The 20,574-nt window shown below is 43.3% G+C and carries 14 protein-coding genes and 1 tRNA gene; 3 read left to right on the forward strand and 12 right to left on the reverse strand.

The window, feature by feature from the left end:
- The first annotated feature begins 28 nt into the window (after positions 1 to 28).
- Together E8M12_RS10385 and E8M12_RS10390 are read left to right on the forward strand one after the other, a co-directional pair.
- Complete coding sequence (locus E8M12_RS10385; protein ID WP_136736103.1) at positions 29 to 907, forward strand: 6-pyruvoyl trahydropterin synthase family protein; 879 nt, start codon at positions 29 to 31, stop codon at positions 905 to 907.
- A complete protein-coding gene (locus tag E8M12_RS10390) occupies positions 900 to 1,781 on the forward strand; it encodes a M23 family metallopeptidase (protein WP_136736090.1) in 882 nt (293 codons plus the stop codon). Before E8M12_RS10385 ends, E8M12_RS10390 begins: the two co-directional genes overlap by 8 nt.
- Before the next feature lie 115 nt (positions 1,782 to 1,896).
- Here the strand turns inward: E8M12_RS10390 and E8M12_RS10395 are convergent, their stop codons facing one another.
- From E8M12_RS10395 to E8M12_RS10430, 8 genes are all read right to left on the reverse strand, one after another.
- Positions 1,897 to 3,180: a tyrosine-type recombinase/integrase gene (locus tag E8M12_RS10395; RefSeq protein ID WP_136736091.1), complete on the reverse strand. Its 1,284-nt coding sequence runs from the start codon at positions 3,178 to 3,180 to the stop codon at positions 1,897 to 1,899.
- 498 nt (positions 3,181 to 3,678) lie between these two features.
- Positions 3,679 to 6,645 carry an MlaD family protein gene (locus tag E8M12_RS10400; protein ID WP_169303117.1) on the reverse strand — a complete coding sequence of 989 codons (2,967 nt, stop codon included), beginning with the start codon at positions 6,643 to 6,645 and terminating at the stop codon, positions 3,679 to 3,681.
- A complete protein-coding gene (locus E8M12_RS10405; protein ID WP_136736093.1) occupies positions 6,635 to 7,279 on the reverse strand; it encodes a paraquat-inducible protein A in 645 nt (214 codons plus the stop codon). The genes E8M12_RS10400 and E8M12_RS10405 overlap by 11 nt, the downstream gene beginning before the upstream one ends.
- A complete protein-coding gene (locus tag E8M12_RS10410; RefSeq protein WP_136736094.1) occupies positions 7,272 to 7,898 on the reverse strand; it encodes a paraquat-inducible protein A in 627 nt (208 codons plus the stop codon). Before E8M12_RS10410 ends, E8M12_RS10405 begins: the two co-directional genes overlap by 8 nt.
- A 161-nt stretch (positions 7,899 to 8,059) precedes the next feature.
- On the reverse strand, positions 8,060 to 8,710 hold the full coding sequence (locus E8M12_RS10415) for a class I SAM-dependent methyltransferase (protein WP_136736095.1): 651 nt from the start codon (positions 8,708 to 8,710) through the stop codon (positions 8,060 to 8,062).
- A 510-nt stretch (positions 8,711 to 9,220) separates the two neighbouring features.
- Entirely contained in the window at positions 9,221 to 9,790 is a 570-nt protein-coding gene (locus E8M12_RS10420; protein WP_136736096.1) for a phosphoribosyltransferase, read from the reverse strand.
- A 294-nt stretch (positions 9,791 to 10,084) separates the two neighbouring features.
- A complete protein-coding gene (locus E8M12_RS10425; RefSeq protein WP_136736097.1) occupies positions 10,085 to 11,668 on the reverse strand; it encodes a tetratricopeptide repeat-containing sulfotransferase family protein in 1,584 nt (527 codons plus the stop codon).
- Between the two features lie 157 nt (positions 11,669 to 11,825).
- Entirely contained in the window at positions 11,826 to 14,267 is a 2,442-nt protein-coding gene (locus E8M12_RS10430) for a TonB-dependent receptor (protein ID WP_136736098.1), read from the reverse strand.
- Positions 14,268 to 14,958: 691 nt separating this feature from the next.
- Here E8M12_RS10430 and E8M12_RS10435 point away from each other — a divergent pair.
- Complete coding sequence (locus E8M12_RS10435; RefSeq protein WP_246034103.1) at positions 14,959 to 16,908, forward strand: DUF3604 domain-containing protein; 1,950 nt, start codon at positions 14,959 to 14,961, stop codon at positions 16,906 to 16,908.
- Positions 16,909 to 16,961: 53 nt separating this feature from the next.
- Here the strand turns inward: E8M12_RS10435 and E8M12_RS10440 are convergent, their stop codons facing one another.
- The 4 genes from E8M12_RS10440 to E8M12_RS10455 form a co-directional block, all read right to left on the reverse strand.
- The gene (locus E8M12_RS10440) at positions 16,962 to 17,867 is read right to left on the reverse strand and encodes a M20/M25/M40 family metallo-hydrolase (protein WP_136736099.1); all 906 of its coding nucleotides are present in this window, start codon (positions 17,865 to 17,867) and stop codon (positions 16,962 to 16,964) included.
- A 10-nt stretch (positions 17,868 to 17,877) separates the two neighbouring features.
- Complete coding sequence (locus E8M12_RS10445; RefSeq protein ID WP_169303118.1) at positions 17,878 to 19,062, reverse strand: tetratricopeptide repeat protein; 1,185 nt, start codon at positions 19,060 to 19,062, stop codon at positions 17,878 to 17,880.
- Positions 19,063 to 19,546: 484 nt separating this feature from the next.
- A complete protein-coding gene (locus E8M12_RS10450) occupies positions 19,547 to 19,984 on the reverse strand; it encodes a hypothetical protein (RefSeq protein ID WP_136736101.1) in 438 nt (145 codons plus the stop codon).
- A gap of 480 nt (positions 19,985 to 20,464) precedes the next feature.
- Positions 20,465 to 20,555 (reverse strand) — tRNA-Ser (locus E8M12_RS10455).
- Positions 20,556 to 20,574 lie beyond the last annotated feature (19 nt).

The raw sequence follows: 20,574 nt of genomic DNA on the forward strand, positions 1-20,574 counted from the left end.
GATAGGTTGATTAATGAGTCTTAAAACCATGCAGTTATTCGTCAATGACCTGACCGTCATTGACTTCTCTTATCTTTGTCGGGATAGGGGAGTTGTCGGTGAAAGCTGGATTGTTGATGTAATACTATCCGGTGATTTAAATGCAGAAAGCATGGTCCTTGATTTTGGCATCGTAAAAAAGCAAATCAAGGCCATTATTGATGATGCCGTCGATCACAAACTATTGTTACCGGTTGCTGACAACCACTTGATTATCAGCGACTCCGAGCGGGATAATCACGTGTATGTCGATTTTTATCCGCAACAATTGGCCAGTATTCATCTGCAATCCCCGCAATGTGCGTTTGCCGAGATACCTGACGAACAGATTACTGAAAGCGCGGTAACGCGTTACCTACAGGCCGTTATTAAGGCGCAATTACCTGAAAATGTAAAAGGTATTGAATTAACGCTTCGTCCGGAAGCAATCGATGGTTTTTACTATCACTATACCCATGGCCTCAAAAAGCATGACGGTAATTGTCAGCGCATTGCCCATGGACACCGCTCGAAAATCAATTTGTATGAAAATAACATTCGCTCGCTGAGCCTTGAAAAGCAATGGTGTAATCGCTGGCAGGATATTTATCTGGCCACCGATAGTGATGCTATTAGTCAGCAGCAGGTTGAACTATCGAAACGAGGCCTGCAGGACTTGACGGCAGATCATCAGTGTTTTTCCTATTATGCCCCGCAAGGACGTTTTGATATCGCCATCAAAGATAACCTTGAAGTGGTTGATTGTGATTCTACGGTTGAATTACTGGCTGATTATATCGCTCGGCAGTTAAAAGCCGAACGACCTGATAATGACTACAAAGTAGTCGCCTTTGAAGGTGTCGGTAAAGGAGCAATAGGTAATGTTTAAACCAGGAAACGGAATTTCCAAAGTATTAGGATTCACGATTAACCGAACTCGCTTAATAGCACTAGCGTTATTGTCCACAACCTGTCCTGTTAGTATTGCAAACCCCGCTTTATTACTTGAATTACAAGGAGAAGTTACTCAGGGTAGCTTAATGGTTGGCAAAACCCAGCCGGGCAATCAGGTATATTTAGATGATCGGGCATTAAAAGTCTCTCGCCACGGGTTGTTTACCTTCGGTTTTAGCCGAGACGACGATACGAATTATCAGCTAAAAATCAAAAGCGAAGATGAACAACTGATAAAAAGCCTGAAACCAGCAAAGCGCGAATACAACATTCAACGGGTGAATGGCATTGCCAAAAAAATCATGAACCCGGATCCCAAAGATATCGAGCGGGCGCGTCAGGATAGTAAACAAATTGGTAAAGTGCGCAGTGTTGCAGCTGATAATATCGATTTTGCTCACGGCTTTATTGCACCGAGCAAGGGTCGTATTACCGGTGTTTATGGCAGTCAACGAGTATACAACGGCAAACCAGGCAATCCACATTATGGCCTTGATTATGCCGGTAAAACGGGGACAGTGATTCAGGCTCCAGCTGCAGGAGTAGTTACCTTGTGGGTTCCGGATATGTTTTATTCTGGCGGCACCCTGGTCATCGATCATGGTCATGGCGTCACTTCTACCTTTTTGCATTTGTCAGGCTCCCTGGTTAAGGAAGGCGATAACGTCTTACAAGGTCAGAAGATTGCAAAAATTGGTTCGACAGGGCGCTCAACCGGACCGCATCTGGACTGGCGGGTAAACTGGTTTAATGTCAAACTGGATCCGGCACTGGTGTTAACCTTACCCAATATGCAGACGTTTAACTAAGGAGCTCAACTTTGTTGAGCTCCTGGCTGTAAGCTGTAAGATACAAGCTGTAAGATACAAGCTGTAAGATTTATGCTTACCTCTTAAAGCTTATGGCTTACCGCTTAAAGCTTGGTTAATTGCTCTCAATACTACGTTTTTTACCGGATTTCGCCCGTTCAAGGTGATCCGACTGTACGTAAACCCGGTCAGTAGTACCCATGCTGGCATGACCCAGTTCATCAGCCATATGCTTAAGTGGTCGTGATGCAATATCCATCGATGCGCCAGTATGTCGCAGCCAGTGTGTAGTCGCTTCTTTTAATGTTTGCGCTTCATGAGAAAATCCTTCCTGAGTCATTTGCTCAAAAGCATGATCAAACGCCTGTTGAACGATACGCCTGAGTTGCCGTGATGTCATCCCGCCAAAGCCCTTAAGTTTGTTGATCAATGGGTCGGTTTCGGACGATAACGGATAACCTGATAAACCGCGATATTGGCGAAAGCGTTCCAGATAGGGCAAAAAGCTGTCGGGTACCGACACATCGCGTTGCTTATTACCTTTACCAAACACTTTAAACCAGTGGTTTTTATCTTTATCGGTCCAGAAATGTCCCATTACCGGCGACCAGACAGGGCGCTCGGATAGTTCAGAAATACGCAAATACAAGGTTTTTAAGCAAGCGACAATAAACAAAGTTCGCTCATGATTTTCGTCCGAATCCGCCAGTTTCTGGGTACTTTCGAGAATATAGTCCCATTGCAATGACGATAAACGTTTTACTTCAACAACCGATGCATCTTTTATTAAATACGGACTGTCTTTTTTAACCGACGCTATCGCATTACCAAAGGCGTAGTCCTCAGTGACCAGATAATCATAGAACACATTCAAAACAGAAAATGTTGCTTTAATCGCATCTTGCGAGCACTGATAGTTTCGTTTCTTTTGATTAAAGTCGATATTATCCAGGCGTTGAGATTTAGGAATTTTAATTGTGAACGGACGCCAGTCAGGGTTTACCTGACGATAGCCGTTGAGATCTTCAAAACGACGATAGACGTAACTGGAAATCCAGGTTACTGGTGGTTTGTGAACAAAATCAATGTAGGTTTCAAGGTCACGACGCTTTAACGTGACAATAGATTTTTGTGCAAATAACCAGGACCATAGCAAAAACTTTTCGGTCTCTGAACGAAACAGATTATACGTCGCTTCATTGCGGCGACCTTTAGATTGTAGAAACTCTTTGGTGAACCGGTAATCATCTAAAGCGCCGGAAACATTTTGATTGATGGTTTCAACGAATCGTTTAACCGATTGATTGTCATCACTGAACAACTGGTTGCGGTGTAACTGTTGAAAGTGACGGTGAGAATCAAATAAGGGTTCAGCGCTAAAGTTTTCTGGATTATTCATAATGTTTATTGTTTTTTATTAGAACCATACATGTTTATTTACCACGCATTAACCAAGTATCGGAGATTGGCATAAAGAGCGTTTCATGAAACAGATGCCAAAGTCATCATCAAGATTGGTACATAACAACATGAAAACAAATACAATTCATGGTTAATCGATATGGTTAAACTAGGTTAAGAGCTAGTTTAAACGCCCTTATACGATATGTCCACTAATTAACATTATCGGACATTTGCTATAGGTGAATGTATGAGAGTGGCTCCCCTGATTGCAGCGTTTATGAAAATTAGCGCACATTCTGACTATTATCAGCGTTTTCAGTGCCTGTGAGCACTATTACGGGCATAACCGATGCCATTCGTTTTACAACAAAAACCTCTGCAGGCCAATAAAAATATAGCGTTAAGCTCTTATTTTGGTTATTTCATGGTGCGCTACGTGAATTATTTCAATATTTCCGAGGGATTATCCACAAAATTTCAGCAGAATGAACCTCTAGTTCCGCCTTTTTAATTCTGAATTAAGAACATAAACGGATCCATCAGCCACCAATGTCGCATCTGGTTTTGAATTTACCGTACTGGGATTGGAAAATGCAACGCCGCCGGCAAGAATGGTCGCCATCGATTCGGTGGCAATAGAAACTCCAGAAAAAAGACCCGCATCGATTTCAATGCCGCTGGCATTGTAAAAAACCGAGCCTTGCTGAACTAATGATGCAAACTCAGGGTCAATGTTGATATAAATCAGTACGCCGGTACCTTCATCATTTAACTCGGTTCCCAAGACGCGACCAACTGGAACCTGACGGAAATACACGTTCTGGCCACTGTTAATCGAACCGACATTAAGAGCCGACAAGGTTAAATTTAATCCCTGGTTTAGCCGCTTGATGACAGGCGCTCGCAAATTACCAATAAAGCTAGTTTCCTGTGGGCCATCTCCAGGAACTACTGCCAACTGATTTCCAGATAAAATAGCCGATGCATTTTTAATTTGGGTTAAACCAATACTTGCTTCTAATAAATAATATTGTGCACCTGCACTAGTCAGGCTTGGAAATGCTTCGCTGACTTTAACCGTCAACCGGGTATGAGTCAGTTGCTCGGCTAAATCAACCTGAGTTATCACGCCAACATCATGTCCTTGATAGATAAGCTTTGCTCCTGGCTTTATATCGACAATGTCTGCAAACACGACTTCTATGGTTGGTCCCTGGAAATCACTGTGTTGTAATGACTCATATAAGGGATAATGACTCAATTCCTGAGTCTGCACTTTATCCAGCCGTAAAGGATTGACCAGGGAAATCCCGCCGTTTACCAGCCGATCGAGATTCGGCGAAGTCATGGAAACACCTTGTAAACTGGCCTGGATATCGATACCGCTTGCCAGGTAGAACTCGCTGTTGGTAAAAACCAGGGCATGATAATCACTGTTGATGGTAATAATGAATTCAAACTGCTCGCCACGTTCTTTCAGGTTTACCGCCTCGACCTGGCCAATATTGAGATCTTTAAAAAATACCGGTGCCCCCGGACTTAAACCGTGCGACTGACTGCTGGTAAGACGTAACTGTAACCCTGGTAATGCTGCATTAATCTGACCCCCCGGGGCAAGTATTTCAAAGGTAGTTTGAAACGTGCCTGTACCGGGCACGACATCAAGATAACTGCCTGCGAAAGCTGCACTTAAACGTTTATTACCCAAGCCTGGCGTGATCAGGCGAATCTCACTGCTGGATTTAAACAGGGAGTTAAATTTAGGATCGTAGGCGACAGTCACACTAGTATTCGTCAGTGTTTCATTAAGAGATACGTCAATTACCTGGCCAATTTCGAGTTGAGCGTACCTTAATTTTGTTAAATGGCTCTCAATATCAATAATACCGGGAAATGATAAGTTCAGTCGTTTACTGTATCTTGACTCCGCTTTACTCGCAGCAAGAGTAAACTCATAGCCATTTTCAAGCATCGGGTAATCAAAATGCTCGGTCATCACCCCTATTCCACCAACGAACATATTCGTTAGTGTGCCTGAATAGATTCGTACCTGTGGCAATTTTGCCTGAACCTCAACCCCGCCAAGTTTGTAAAACCGACTGCTTTGATTAATTAAGTGCTGATAATGGGGTTCAATAAACGCGTGTACAGAAAAGCCTTTTTTATCCTCGTTTAACTCATGCCCCTGAATCCTGCCAATTTTCATATTGCGATAAAATACCGGGGTATCGAAAGCCAGTGAGTCAATGTCAGAGGTTTGTAACTCAATATGCAATCCAGGTTCATCGTAAGTTAGAGGCGGTGGTTTCGGTAACACGTCGAATTCACGACTTGGATCGCCGCTACCCAGACGAAATGACACATACGGACCACTTAATAATCGATCCAGATTCGAAATCCCTGAAAAGCTGATTTTCGGCCGAACTAACCAGAATTTCATGCCGGACAGTAAATAAGGCTCCATTCTCGGATCGAAATTAACGCTTGCGGTAAGACCGCCCTGTTCCTGATTGTAGGTGAAATCCTCAACAATCCCGAGCTCAACACCTTCAAAGATGACCTTGGTTTCACCGGCTTTTACACCGCTGTTTTTAGGAAAATTCATGGTGACTTTAATACCGGCCTGGGCAGCATCAAAGTCATCATAAAGATTAAATTTGGTATGATTTTCTACATCTGGATACTGTTTGTTTGATTTCGGGGTATGAAACGCGATGCCACCGCCTATAATTGACGACAGAGATTCGGTTCTTAGCTTAAATCCAGATAAATCACCGCTGATTTCAACACCGCTGGCGTTATAAAAACGGCTATTGAATTTCACCAGGTCTTTATATTTGTCATCAATTAACAATTTAATTGCAACGTAGCCATTATCCTTAACTAATTGATAGTCATAAACTTCTCCGACCTGAATTTGTTTAAAATAGACCCCGCTTCCGCGGTTTAACGAACCAAGTGACTGAGCATGTAAGGTCAAATGCAATCCCGGAGAATCATCGGGGATGGCAGGTGGCGTGTCGAGCGAGTAAAATTGTCTTTGTCTCTGACCTTCTAAGGCCGGCAGCATTTCAAAATAGTTACCGGTAATTACGGTTTCCAGCCCTGATACACCGGATAGACTGATCTCAGGCTTTACCAGCCAAAACTGAGTATTACTATTTAGATAATCTTTGGTTTTTCGATCCATTTCCACTCTGACGGAAATCACATCTAAACCTTCATTAATGGTCAGTTCGCGCACTAATCCAACGGGCAGGCCTTTAAAACGGACTTCGGTTTTCTGTTCGACGATACCTTCTGCATCGGTAACGAAAATATCAATATTAACGCCAGATTGATAATAGGCTTGCACCAACAGATAAGTGGCGATACACGCAGCAAGAATGGGCAAAATCCAGATGAAGGAAAACCTGGGTTTAGGTTCTATAACCGTTTGCTCAAAGGTATTATCGCTCATCGTCAACCCGTTCATCCCAGAGTAACTTAGAATCAAAGCTAGACGCCGCGAATATACTGAGAATCACCATTACCCCAAACGCAGTTGCGCCCGGTCCTGCAACCACTTCAAGCACATTGCCAATTTCAACCAGCGAAACCAGTAATGCAACTACAAATACGTCCAACATTGACCAGGGGCCAAATAGTTCGATATATCGATACATATGGGTGCGCTTGCGACGCGACAATTTTGACGAGTAACGAATGGAATAAAGGAGGTAAAGTAAACCTAATATTTTCGCCAGAGGAAATATAAAACTTGCGATAAACACGATTAACGCAATGGGTACCATACCATTTTGGAACATATAAAGAGTACCGGACAATATGGTATCGCCCTGGCCTTTACCGAATTGCAAAATGGTCATTATGGGATAGAGGTTAGCAGGGAAAAATGCGATAACCGAGCAGATAGTTAACGCCAGCGTTTTTTGAAACGCAAAGGGTTTTCTTTGCACCAATGCATCATGACACCGCTGGCAGCGATTGTTTTGACCAACAATATAAGGACTGACCCAATGACAGGTATCGCAGCTGGCTAAATGATTTTGCTGACCGTTTTTTGAAAAGTCTATGGCATCAGGGTTAATCATCGATTTCTACCTTGTTCCATAAAAGCTCATTATCAAAACTCAGCTTTAGCGCAACGATGCAGATCATAAACAGGATGTAGCTAACCAATCCGAAATCAAAGAACAAATCAGCATCATCCCTAAGTTTAAATATTGAGACTAATATGCCAATCATGAATACTTCCAGCATTTCCCAGCTATCGATGCGCTGATAAAATTTAATCAATGGCACGTAGCTTTGATGATGAATACGATCCAGTTTCACCTGAAAACTGAGGATTAGAGTGACGAATAGTTTGCTCAAAGGCGCGAGTATGCAGAAAAAACTCGTCACCAGGGCAACGAAATAAAGCTGGTTTTGCCATAAAGCCACAATCGCCGATGATAAGCTGACGGTACTATTAATACTAAACAGCTTCATCGACATGATTGGCAGAAAAATGGCGGGAATGGCGAGAATTAAACCCGCCAACGCAATGGCAATACTACGATCAATTGGGTTCGGCTTTCGGTATAAAATGACATGACGGCACCGTTTACAGCGAGCCTGCTGCCCTTCCTGTAACAGCGGATAATACATCAGGTTGTCGCACTCGCGACAAGCCAGAACTTTCGGTTGTGATGAGAGAGTTACTGTCATTATTATTGTAATTCATTGATAAAGTTTACAAAAAACTGCAAATAATAAATGGACGTCCTGAACTCATATCATTATCTGTCTGCCAGAAGCTGTAACCAACAACCTCTAGTTAAACATACAAGTAATTCAGATAATTTCCAGTAATATAGCGTAAAGTCAGACTAGCGACGCTGTAATAGCCACCAGTTGAAATGCTGTTCGGCTCCCCAAGGGGTGACATGGGTTTGCTGCCATTGCTGCCGACAAGTAAACTCATCTTTAGCAATGGTTTGTAGATAATCGGTTAGTTGTATATGACTGTATCGCTGCACCGGTAAATTTGAACATTTGTCAGGTCCCCGTTCAGAAAACGTTGCTAGTAACCAATATCCCTGACTTTTAAGAGCGCATAACAGGTAATTGAAATATTGCTGCCGTTGCTTTTCGTCAATGAGAAAATGAAATACAGCGCGATCTATCCAACAATCGATACGATTTTCAATTTTCGTCATCAGCGGTTGGTTTTGTTCGCCCAGGTCCTGGCAAATATACTGACAGTTGCTGCTATCTAGTTTTTTATCAATATGTTTTTGTTGCTGTATGGCTAATGCCTGTTGTGAAATATCCAGTAATGCCAAATTACCATAACCGGCCGTTAGCGCTTCAATAGAAAAATCTGAAATACCACAGCCAGCCTCCAGAATGGTTGCGCTATTGGGCAGTTGTAATGCGTTGAGTTGACGGTAACTTGTGTCCTGGCAATCTTGTGACCAACTCATTTGCTTAGCGTTTTTATCAACAAATACCTGTTGCCAATGTTGTTGCTTATCCACGTTTGATTTTTAGATACTGACCGGGGAATCGTACTTGTATCCTATCATGATATTTTATTTCGGGGATAAATTCGCTAATGATTTCTATCGTCGTGTCTTTGTGATGATGCCCTATTTTACTTTCCGGATGCGGAAAATAGACGAATGCTCGATGTTCTTTTCCTGAAATTTTCAATAAACAAGGACAAAAAGAAAAGGTCTCACGATGAAATTCCGGGTGCCACCTGAGGTTTTTAATGATTTTCCACGGCCGTAACCATTGCAGCTTATTGGGCGCGATGTCTAAATTAATGGTTCCCGGGTAAATATTTTCAAACGGAAGTCGCTGTTGAATGAACAAGGGGAGTTGTAATAACAGACTCCCCTGCCCGAACGGAGAATCATTGCAGCGCCCCGAAGCAATTTGGTAGCCGGGTGTTATTGTACCTGACAGCCAGGCTGTGCAATGATTCTGATGATCGGGCATAACTCAGGTGAAAGTGGTTTTCCCTTAGTTTAACGTAATTTTTGTTATTCCTGGTCGTCTACCAGAATATCCATGATATTAACCAGATCGGTCTTGCCGTTTCTGATTTCATCGGCAGTCAGACCCGATAATTCATGTGGAAATACCAACCATTCGTCAGAGTCATGGACATAGTAATCTGGAACCAAATCGACTTTTGAATTTTTGGGTTTGTACCAGGGACAAGCAATGCGAATGTCTTTCGGCGTATTTAATCGCATTAATTCGCGAATCTGCTTGATTAATGCGTCAATACTCCGGCCCGAATCAAATACATCATCAACAATCAACAGTCCATCATCGGCATTGGCGTTTTCAATCAGGTAATGCAAGCCGTGGACTTTAATTTCTTTGGATTGTTGATTGATGCCATAATACGATGAAGTGCGTACCGCAATGTGATCCGTTTCTACTTTTTTAAAGTCAAAATACTCTTGCACTGCAATACCGATAGGCGCACCGCCACGCCAGATACCAACGATAAACTGGGGACGAAAACCATCTTCATAGACTTTAGCCGCAACACGAAAAGAATCTTCTAACAGATCCTGAGCGCTAATAAATTTTTTATCCATTACTTGCCTCTTGGATAATAACCGGAAGGATTCGGTTATATGTTTTTTTAATAGAACTCCACTGGCGATAATGACACCTTAGATCGGCTCGGAAGCCTGTTAACCTCCTGCTTTTGACCATTTACGGTGATTCGACCATGTGAATTAACTGACAATTATAACGGATTTAAAAACTAAGGTTTAGGTTTCTGTGCGACTTATACAGCAAGTTTCGATCGAAAAGTGAAGCTAACTTCATGGTGACAGCGTCGGCACTAATACATTGATTGTAAAAATATAGAAGCTGAATCTATTTCAACGCGGCGTTGAGACCGATTGTAATGCGACATTAAGGGTGTGTTGATAACGACGCCAACTTCCAACCGAACGGTTATTAATAGCCTCCCTGACTTGCGCTGCACTGGCTGTAGCAACGGGCGTACTATTAAGCCGTAAATCCAGATAATCCGGCTGCCAGGGCTCACCGATGAAGTCGAACAACGCCTTAGCTTGTTGCTCCGGATAATTCACCAGAGTTTCATATTTTAACCGATATACATTACCAGCAAAGGCCTGTTCGCAGTAGTCGAGCCACTTTTGATAAGCCTGGTGATAGAGAGCGCAGTCAACTAAATCGTAACTGTAATTGTAAAAGGCAAAATCGCCCGCAAACAGTTGCCGGTAATTGCTGACAATCGTGTCTTTATAATCGCGATCGAGACAAATAATTTTCGCGTTTGGTAATGCCCGGGTAATATAACTGATATAGAAAAAGTTAATGGGCATTTTATCGATAAAACGCTTGGCTGGAGAAGCCAGTTCTCGAGTCTTAGCGAGATACGTTCTCCCTAGTGCGGTCCAATCAATATGATTTGCCGCAAGAATCGTATCGGTATCAAGTATTGCTGGTGATGGCACGTGACTCTGTTGTTTAAATGCTAGGGCAAAATGTGGCAACTCCCCCGCCGATATTACCTGCGGCGCCTGGGATAGCAAACGCTCAACCAGTGTAGTTCCCGTACGAGGCATGCCGACAATAAAAATGGGAGCGTCATCAACCGTTCCAGACACTTGCCCAACGAGATTTTCACTTACCGCTTTGCTGGTATCGAATAGCTTTATATCATCGTCAACACGATAACCGAGCCGGGTCTTTTTCGCCAGTTTAGGCTGTGCCAATATCGCCATGGCCTCTTCAAAGTGCCCTTTATGTTCGAGCTTGCGGGCTATTGCGTGGGCCAAAAACAATTGTTGATCAGGGTTGTGACAGCCAGCGAGTTTCAGTTTCAGGTATTCGATTGTTTCGCCTGCCTCTGGTGCCAGCGCTGACAACGCCCAGTGAACCTCATAAGCATCGGGATTACAATCCAGGGCGCGTAAATAACTGTCTTTGGCAGCCGTAAACTCACCGCAATATTTTTGAGTGGCGCCGAGATGATTGTGTAACTGCCATGGCACGGAGTGCTGACAATCATAGAAGTCAATGGCGCTATGAAAACAGCGCAGCGCCATCCGTTGTTTTCCAACTTGATTGAAGATAACGCCTAAGTCATCCCACTGCTGCGCGGTAAGGGAAGATGAAGCAGGCATTGCTTGTATAAGGTTTAATGTTTGCTCGGCTATTTGCCTGGCGGCAACATGGTTAAGCACACTGAGTTGAAGTTTGGCTGACAAAACACCATAACATGGACGATTTTGCAACGTTCGTGCCTTTTGGATAAGTTCCAGGCCTTTGCGAACATTATTGTGCTCAGTGGCAATTGTCGCCAACAAATAATAGGCATCGGCATAATGTCTGTCTTGCTGCAAAATGCGCAACAGGCAATGGTGTGCCTGTTGGTAAGCTTTATTTCGCAAGGCTTGCTCTGCCTGCTCATAAAGTTGTTTGATATCACTCATTACAACTCGACACCTGTATAATGCATCATCTTTGTTCACAACATGAAAGCTAACGTTACCACGAATCGTTACTGCCAGATAATCGTTGCCGCCAATTTGCACTTATGTTTATAAGATAACTTCTTCCTAAACTTTGCTATGAAATCACAACTTAAAATTAAAGTTCAAACAAGTAGTTAAAGCGAATACCTATAGTACGTGGCTTGGTAATAAAATGACCGTATACCCGTTCAATTTCGGGAAGATCTTTATTGACATACTCGCCCATACCCGCCCAGGATTTATCTCGACGCGTAGAGGTAAACGCATACTCGTCAAACAAATTGTCAACATATAAGGTTGCTGACCACAGATCACCGGATATCTTCGCAGAGATATTACTTAGCGCATAGCCTGGTAAAGATTCACCGTCCGCTTTTAAACCAACTTTTGTCATCACATCGCTTTGCGCAGTAATGCCGTAATACACGTTGAGTAACTTGTCGTCCAGTATCTCCGTTTGATAATCTAAGCCCATGGAAAACTGATGCTGTGGAGCACCAGGCAAACGGTCTCCTGCGGCACCGTTGTAATAATCTTGTACCTCGGAACCTAAGTCATCAAACGTACCGAATAAGTAAGGCACATCCGACGTTAACTCGGCCTTGGCATAACCATAGGTTGCGTAACTCGTGATGCTTTCTGTTAAAACTCCACGTATCGCTAACTCCAGACCTTTGGAATTTGCGGTGCCTACATTGGCAGTAATTAATTCCTGGCCATTTTGTGTCGCCGTCTGAATTTGCGCGTCGTCCCAGTCAACATTAAACAGCGAAGCATTAACATGTAACCGATTATTGAACCAGGAACTCTTCAAACCAAGTTCATAGTTGGTCGTCAAATCCGGTTCATAATTCATTTCATCAGGCAGCGCACAAACCTGAATCGAGCCATCTTCAGCGCATGGTGTAATACCATTAGAGCCGCCAATCCGATAACCTTCACTTAACGTTACATAGGCCATCACATCGGAAGTGAACTGATAACTCGTATTGAATTTCAATAACTGTCCGTCATCTTTTGCACTCGATGCCTGTAGTTCGATATCCGTAACCGAATTTATTTCACCGTTCCAAAATGGCGCCCAGTTCCCAGAAAGAGAATCGACTTTATATTGATAAACCCGCGCCCCAACCGTGACTTGCCAGTTATCAGTAAATTGATAAGACACTTCACCAAAAAGCGCCGACTCTTCCAGTTCCTGCTCATTTAATGCGATGTATTCCAGATCATATTCAATATTCTGGTAATCATTATCAAACCAATATTCAGTCAGGCCTGGCGTGTACTCTCGATCATCAGAGCTTGCTTCTAATTTGTTATAGTAGAAGCCAACAATCCACGACCACGGCGAGTCAAGTTGCGAGACTAATCTAAGTTCCTGAGTGAATGATTGTTCGCTACCGGTATCCTTAGTGTAAGCGGTAAAAGCAGGGAAATCGGCGTAACCGCTCCAAATAGAACCAAATAACAAATCCGTCTGATCCCGTTGCCCTTCTTGTTCATATTCCGACACCCCAGTCGCTGAAACTAGCTCTGCAAATCCAAGATCTAGCTCCATTTCCAGACTTAGTAATTCATCGGTTTTGTCATTAGGCTCAACCACCCGATAGGCTGAATCGTACTTACCAATGTACTCACCTAACGGGTTTTCTGCCGCCATCGCATTATATTGAACAATCGAGTTTCCGCCATTATGCTGCGTCTGATAAAAGTAGCTCAAAGTCCCATCGAACCAGTCATTTGGCTGCCAACGCAAGGCAACTCTTGACGTTGTAATTTGCTCATCGTTTACATCATTCTGACCACAGATATTGGCATCAACAGCGGCTGCATCCGACCAATCCGGATCCGGTAATGATTCCCCTGGTTTACATACGGCAAAACGATAATCAACAAAGCCTGGGGTATCATAGTGATTTACATTCACCCGAACCGCTAATTCGTCTTCAATCAATGGCGTGTTAAAAATCAGCCCTGCTTCGCCACCTAAATCTTCGCTTTGACTCACACTGAAAATATCGCCAGAGATTGACGCTTCCGCAAAATCTAGTTCTGGTTTATTCAATAAATAACGGACTGCGCCACCTAAAGTACCTGAACCATAAAGCGTACCCTGTGGGCCTATTAGTACTTCTACTCGCTTTACATCGGTTAAGCGTAAATCTACCGTCATTGGGATTTCACCAACGTAGGTCGCAACCGTACCACCATCAGCAATTCGATCTGAGGTATTGGTATTCAAGCCACGCACGATGATAGACGCACCTTCTCGACCCCCCTGATCGGCGATGGTTAAGCCAGGCACCCAACGGGCAACATCTTCTGCAGCGGAAATATTCTGGTTTTTCATTACATCAGCATCCAATGCTGAAATATTCATCGGCGCTTCCTGAATGGTTGAGGTACGTCGGGATGCACTGACTTCGATGCGTTCAATACCAGCGAGCGATATTTGTGTTTGCTCTTCTGCCAATACCAAACTTGGTGTTGTCAATGCGCTGCTAAGTGCAATACACACAGCAGTTTTTTTAAATAACGGTAAATGCTTTTCCGTCATGACGGTACTTCTCCAGGATTTTACAAATTTCTATTAATAAGCGGCTGTTAACCGGTTATCTGTTCACTACTCAGTTCACTGGTGCCAATGCCCGAAACAGCTATGGATAATTAGATTGTCTTCATCACAGGCACATAGTGCTTAGCAGGTGAGCACCCGTATGTATCAAGCCAATCAGGTTCCAAACCACTACCCAGCGCATAAGTACGCAAAAGCTCTCATGCATATTTTTGAGTTTGTTGGAATTGATACGTGAGCGTTCAGATAACAACTACATATGCAGGAAGGGATTAGACCTACCAACAACGGCCGCGGAGAATAGCATAAGTTTTTATCACTTTTAAAGTAAAAAATAATAACAATTCGTAAATTATGTATATTTATGCATCTTCATTTAGATTTGAAAGCAGGTTAACTATCACTTAAATCGATTAAACAGCGTCTGATGTGACCACTGGGTGATTGTTTCAACACGATTAGAAAAAAGTAATAGCAGCAACGAGTTGAAGAATTTGAATTGGTAGAAATTTATCAGCCAGGGCGAAGTATTTCTCTCGTTTATTGCCACCCAAACTGAAATAACCATCTATAATTTGTGGTTATTCAAAGTCTGCATCAACTTACCATTTGCAATACAAATAGATTCAAAATGTTAGAAATATAGATATAGCGATCGAAGTGGAGTTAACTAATGGCAATTAGCAATAACCGACCCTGTCAACATATCAATGCCACTATAGTCGTAGCATTAGTCACTTTCTCGATGACGTCAATGGCCAATGATATTGGTACGCCTGATGCCAAAATTCTTGGGGGTTTATACCCAGGTAAGGCTTATTCGCCCTACGCCCAACGATCGTTTCCGTCAAATCTCTACTGGGGTGAAACTCATTTGCACACCGGTTTATCTTTAGACGCGGGCTTATTTGGTAATGTACTCGGTCATGCCGATGCCTATCGATTAGCCAGGGGCGAAGAAATAAAGTCGTCATCCGGTTTACCAGTGAAACTTAGCCGCCCTCTCGATTGGATTGTAATTACTGATCACAGCGATATGATGGGTATTGCCACCGACATTCAAAACGCTGCACCAAACGTTATGGCCAACCCGAAAGGTAAAGAATGGGCGGAAGGCTTTCAGGCTGGTGGCCAGAAAGCGGGCGAAGCGGCATTTGACCTAATCACTCATTTTGCCCAAAACAAAGTACCGGAAGAATTAATGGAACAATATTCTCCTGGCTCGTCAATCTACAATAATGTATGGGAAGACATTACCAAAACTGCCGACCAGTTTAACGACCCCGGCACCTTTACGGCGCTGATTGGATTTGAATGGACTTCGGTACCAAAAGGATTCAACCTCCACCGCAATGTGGTATTGCGCGATGGCGGAGAAAAAGCAAGGCAGGTAATTCCACTTACGACTCTCCCCCCTTTAGGAACAACCGACCCACTGGATTTATACAAATGGCTTGAAGATTATGAAACCAAAACCGGAGGTCGTGCATTGGCACTCGCCCACAACGGCAACCTTTCCAATGGTTGGATGTTTCCCATCGACAAGACTTATGCTGGTGGTCGCGTAAACCGAAATTACGTGCAATTGCGCGCTAAGTGGGAACCCTTGTATGAAGTCACGCAAATTAAAGGCGATGGTGAAACGCACCCGTTTTTATCGCCAAGCGATGAATTTGCCGATTATGAAACATTAGATAAGGGGAATCTCGATTTAACCGAACTAAAAAAAGATGACATGCTGCAACGAGAATACGCACGGGAAGCGTTAAAAAATGGCCTGGTTTTAGAAAAAGAACTTGGCACCAATCCGTACAAGTTTGGCATGGTGGGTGCTACTGATAGTCATACTGGATTATCGACGGCTGAAGAAGAAAACTATTTTGGTAAATCCACGTCTGTTGAGCCTTCTAAAGAGCGTATCAACCACCCTTTTATTGAATCTAAACTTGGTTCCATTCAGGGCTATGAATTAGCAGCTTCGGGTTACCAGGCGGTGTGGGCTTATGAAAATACTCGCGAAGCTATCTTTGATGCGATGATGCGCAAGGAAACCTACGCCACCACCGGTCCACGCATGATGATCCGCTTTTTTGGTGGTTGGGAATACACTGAGGATGATTTACGTAGTCGTGCCCCGGCTTTTGTTGGTTATGAGAAAGGCGTTCCTATGGGAGGTGATCTGCGCGCCGCTACCAGTGATGCGCCTACGTTTATGGTGTACGCATTGCGTGATCCGATTGGCGCTAACCTCGATCGTATTCAAATTGTAAAAGGCTGGATGGATAGCAAAGGAAAAACCCACGAGAAGGTTTACGACGTGGTCTGGTCCGGTGATCGCCAACCAGATTCAAATGGTAAATTGCCGTCCGTGGGCAACACGGTTGATGAAGAGGCGGCCAATTGGCTTAACACCATAGGTGCATCCGAATTGGCTACGGTCTGGACCGACCCGGACTTTGATGCTGAGCAAAACGCATTCTATTATGCCCGCGTTATTGAAATTCCAACACCGCGCTGGGTACTATACGACCGAGTGCGCTTTGGCACGGACATACCTAAAGAAGCAACATTAGTTCATCAGGAGCGAGGCTACACATCTCCGATTTGGTATTCTGCAAATTAAATCAATGGATAACCAGCATCATGTGCCTTATCCAGGCCGTTTGCGGTGTACAATTATAGCGTTTTGTCGATTTCCTGAATTAGACTGGCAATAGAAGCGATACCAGTCTGGTAAAACGGTTGGTTAATGGTGTCGACGGAATCATGAGTTTGGTGGTAGTGGCGATGATTTTCACCGGTAATGAATACATATGGAATGCCAGCTTTGTAGAATTCGTAATGGTCGCTGGCTCGATGCAGGTCAATTTTTCCTCGCCTTAACTCTCGACCCTCGCCTCTGAGTTTGCGTCCATATTTAAATGGAACGATAACCTTTTTGTTAGTCTCATGAATAATTGCAACGATCGAATCTGATGGCTGTTTACCGGTAACCCAATAATGCTTATTGGCGTTTCCGTGAGCTACCATGTCGAGATTGATATTTAGCCTGATCTGTTTAACGAGCTTCGGGTTATCTTTTAAAAAGCTTTTCGCCCCATATAAACCCTGTTCTTCACGATCGGTAGCAATGATTAGCATATTGTGTCGGGGTTGATGCAAGTCAAAACACGCCGCTAACGCCAGAATAGCAGCAACCCCAGAGGCATTATCGTCAGCACCCGGGTAGTGTTTATTACCTTTACTTTTAAGATGATCGTAATGTGCGGTAATGGCAATATAGCCAAGCTTTGGGTCAGTGCCGGTACGCTCGGCTACCCAGTTAATCCCAGCTTTTTCACTAAAACCGCTACTAAAATAAAACTCCTGCCTGCTAACCGACGTTGAGTAGAGTAAATTCAAAGTGTTAAAAATATAGGATTGCGCCAATAAATGCCCGGGTTGATCAGGTCCCCGCCCTGCCCAATCCGGTGAAGTCAATTGGGTTAAGTGCTGCCAGGCATTACGGCCGATATTTTCACAACTCCAGGCGTTAAGCGCTAGCAGCAAAATAAGAGCAGACAAAGACTGTCGAACGGTCATGGTTAAGCCATTAAATTTTACTTAACAAGCGAAGCTTCTGAGCATATCTTTGCTGTACATCGGGAAAGTCAGCAACCTCTTTCGCTTTGTTGAGATACTTTTCTCCCAACTCATAATCTCCTAGTTTCATGTAGGTCTTGGCTAAACCAAAGTAAAACTGGTCCTCATTAGGTTGCATCTTACTGGCTTTGTTGTATTGCGAAATCGCTTCCTGATAGTTTCCCTGATGATAAGCTTCATCCGCTAGCACCGCATAATAATATGGGTTGCTAGCCCTGATATTGGCGATGAATTCACTAATTTCTTCAGATTTTTTAAGTTCGCCCTGATCTTTTAACAAGATCGCCAGATTATTCCAGGCATTATAATTGCCTGCATCAAACTTGATGGCCCTTAAATAACTTTCCCGAGCCAGATTTTCGTACTGGTGAATTTTGTACAGAAAACCGAGATTGCCCCACACCGCACTGTATTCAGGATCAATTTGAATCGCCTTTTTGAAATATGCGTAAGCAAGAGGAAAATCTGCCTGAGTAAGGGCCGTTGCACCAAGGTTATTGTAAAACATCGATGTGACCCGTTGTTTACTGATTACTTCACGGGTGAAATGTTTTTTGACGATATAGGGGTCAAAATCAATGGTGGTCTCACGATTACCCCAAATGGTTTGAAACTGGGTCTTGCTGTCACCGACGACCACTAGGTTAACATGCCGGCTCAGCATATTGTAATCCCCCTGGCGCACCCAATATTCAGGTATCTTTACTTCCTGAAAGTTTATTTTTAAATTCGCTTCCTGAGCCAAAGCATAGGCTAAAATCGTCAATGACAGGCAATTGGCAGCCCGCTGCTCAAACGTTTGCTGAGCGGTAAGATTAGCTCCCTGATTGTACACCATCATAGATTCGGAGCGATTCAGAAGCTTCTCAAGTAACACCTCTGCCCGTTTTTTCGGGTCCTCAATGCGAAGCAGGTTAAAATGCACAAAATCGCGCATCTCTTTATTCAGCGCAAAGATGTCCTGTTCATTAACGAGTTGTAGGGATTTGTGTTTGGGGAAGGAGGATTCGTGGATCAACAGCGAGGTGGGCATTCGATTCGACTCTACTTCTGGCACAACTGTGCAGGCTGACAATCCGGTCAGCAATAATATAAACGTCGTCCGAACGAGACAATCAATATAACGATTCACCATGTCGCTACCTCCTTCTATAAGCATAACTAATGATCGATGCTTTTACCTATATGACCCGCCTCCAGAAATAACTGTTTACATTTCAATCAGATTTAAGCCGGGAAAAGTATCTTTGATGCCGGCACGGCTTCCACCTCTGATACAAAAAGCTAATTGCTTACTCAGAATCACCAAGCCAGCTTAAATTACTAGTTATGACAGAAGGTTAGGTTTGCTGATTGTTGTATGCTTTGACAAACGTAACCGCCGATAGTTCAGACAGGATGGTTACGCGTTACGCAATATTGATTAAATTGTCGGCAAATTTACCTGGCGGATACGCTCGAGTTTGAGTGTCAAACAATCTTTAAGGCGGTTACCCGCATATTTACATGAATATCCACTCAAAGCGATTTATGGAAAGAGTTACATAAGAAGACTGAAACGACTCCAGGTATCTGCATTTGTTCGATAGGACCCGGAGTCGATCTCACGATGGATGCGCCTAGTGATCAGCGGTATCACAAACATCATTGGTGAAATAGGCAGCAAAGGCGAGCGTACTTAAGGTGAAATATAACGCCAAAACGATAGACACCCCTTTAAACACAATATGTGCGGATGAGGTAACCGTATTGATGGCAACGCTGCCAAATACAATGGTGAGCAGGAAGCAGGTTAACGCTTTAGATAAGTGACGATTCTTAAAAAACGGTTTTGCTTCGCCTTGATAACGCTCGTTTGTATAAAATGAAGCATAGGCAAGCGTACTTAACGTAAAGTAGATCGCCAGTAATACGAATATAACCTGAAATATCACAATTGAAGATGTCATTATCGCGTTCGCTGCTAACAATACGAACAATACAGCTACCGGCGCGCACACCAATGAGCGAAATAAATTCTCATTTTCTATCAATAGTTCATTTTCTGCTTTAGTCATTCAAGCTCCCCTTCTAACATTCGTTTTTCATTATTATTGGTTGTAATTCTGGTATTGAACTGATGAATATTTAATCACTACTTTGCAGTAATTTGATAAGAAAGCCAATAGTTTTTAATGAATTACATCCGTAAGTAAAAATCGGGAAATAGTGAAATTGGCCGCTGCAACCATTTTGGGGATAGTAAAAAAGACAAAAAACCGCTGTTAAGCGGGCTTTAAAATTTAGCGGTTATAAACATGGATGTTTTGTATGCCGCCATACCATGGACGGTGCTAAATGCAAAAAACCGCTGTTAAGCGGGTTTTTCAATATGGCGGTGAGATAGGGATTTAATAAATTACATCCCTGTAATTTACCCTGCGGGCATACAGAAGTATGAGCAAAAATGTTCCCGTCATTTTTGTGAACCCCTTTACGGGTTCAACATCTATCTCACCTAACGAAAAAGGGCCCCATTACTGGAGCCCTTTTAAATATGGCGGTGAGATAGGGATTTGAACCCTAGAGGCGCTATTAACGCCTGCCGGTTTTCAAGACCGGTGCTTTCGACCACTCAGCCATCTCACCTGAAGTGCTGCGAATATTA

It is taken from the genome of Thalassotalea mangrovi (genome assembly GCF_005116735.1).
Classification (GTDB): Bacteria; Pseudomonadota; Gammaproteobacteria; order Enterobacterales; family Alteromonadaceae; genus Thalassotalea_A; species Thalassotalea_A mangrovi.

Bases quoted from the DNA above. Each gene is read 5' to 3' on its own strand.
- E8M12_RS10445 (WP_169303118.1), bottom strand. From the start codon at position 19,062: ATGGTGAATCGTTATATTGATTGTCTCGTTCGGACGACGTTTATATTA.
- E8M12_RS10390 (WP_136736090.1), top strand. From the start codon at position 900: ATGTTTAAACCAGGAAACGGAATTTCCAAAGTATTAGGATTCACGATT.
- E8M12_RS10450 (WP_136736101.1), bottom strand. From the start codon at position 19,984: ATGACTAAAGCAGAAAATGAACTATTGATAGAAAATGAGAATTTATTT.
- E8M12_RS10385 (WP_136736103.1), top strand. From the start codon at position 29: ATGCAGTTATTCGTCAATGACCTGACCGTCATTGACTTCTCTTATCTT.
- E8M12_RS10440 (WP_136736099.1), bottom strand. From the start codon at position 17,867: ATGACCGTTCGACAGTCTTTGTCTGCTCTTATTTTGCTGCTAGCGCTT.
- E8M12_RS10435 (WP_246034103.1), top strand. From the start codon at position 14,959: ATGGCAATTAGCAATAACCGACCCTGTCAACATATCAATGCCACTATA.
- E8M12_RS10395 (WP_136736091.1), bottom strand. From the start codon at position 3,180: ATGAATAATCCAGAAAACTTTAGCGCTGAACCCTTATTTGATTCTCAC.
- E8M12_RS10400 (WP_169303117.1), bottom strand. From the start codon at position 6,645: ATGAGCGATAATACCTTTGAGCAAACGGTTATAGAACCTAAACCCAGG.
- E8M12_RS10425 (WP_136736097.1), bottom strand. From the start codon at position 11,668: ATGAGTGATATCAAACAACTTTATGAGCAGGCAGAGCAAGCCTTGCGA.
- E8M12_RS10420 (WP_136736096.1), bottom strand. From the start codon at position 9,790: ATGGATAAAAAATTTATTAGCGCTCAGGATCTGTTAGAAGATTCTTTT.
- E8M12_RS10405 (WP_136736093.1), bottom strand. From the start codon at position 7,279: ATGATTAACCCTGATGCCATAGACTTTTCAAAAAACGGTCAGCAAAAT.
- E8M12_RS10410 (WP_136736094.1), bottom strand. From the start codon at position 7,898: ATGACAGTAACTCTCTCATCACAACCGAAAGTTCTGGCTTGTCGCGAG.
- E8M12_RS10430 (WP_136736098.1), bottom strand. From the start codon at position 14,267: ATGACGGAAAAGCATTTACCGTTATTTAAAAAAACTGCTGTGTGTATT.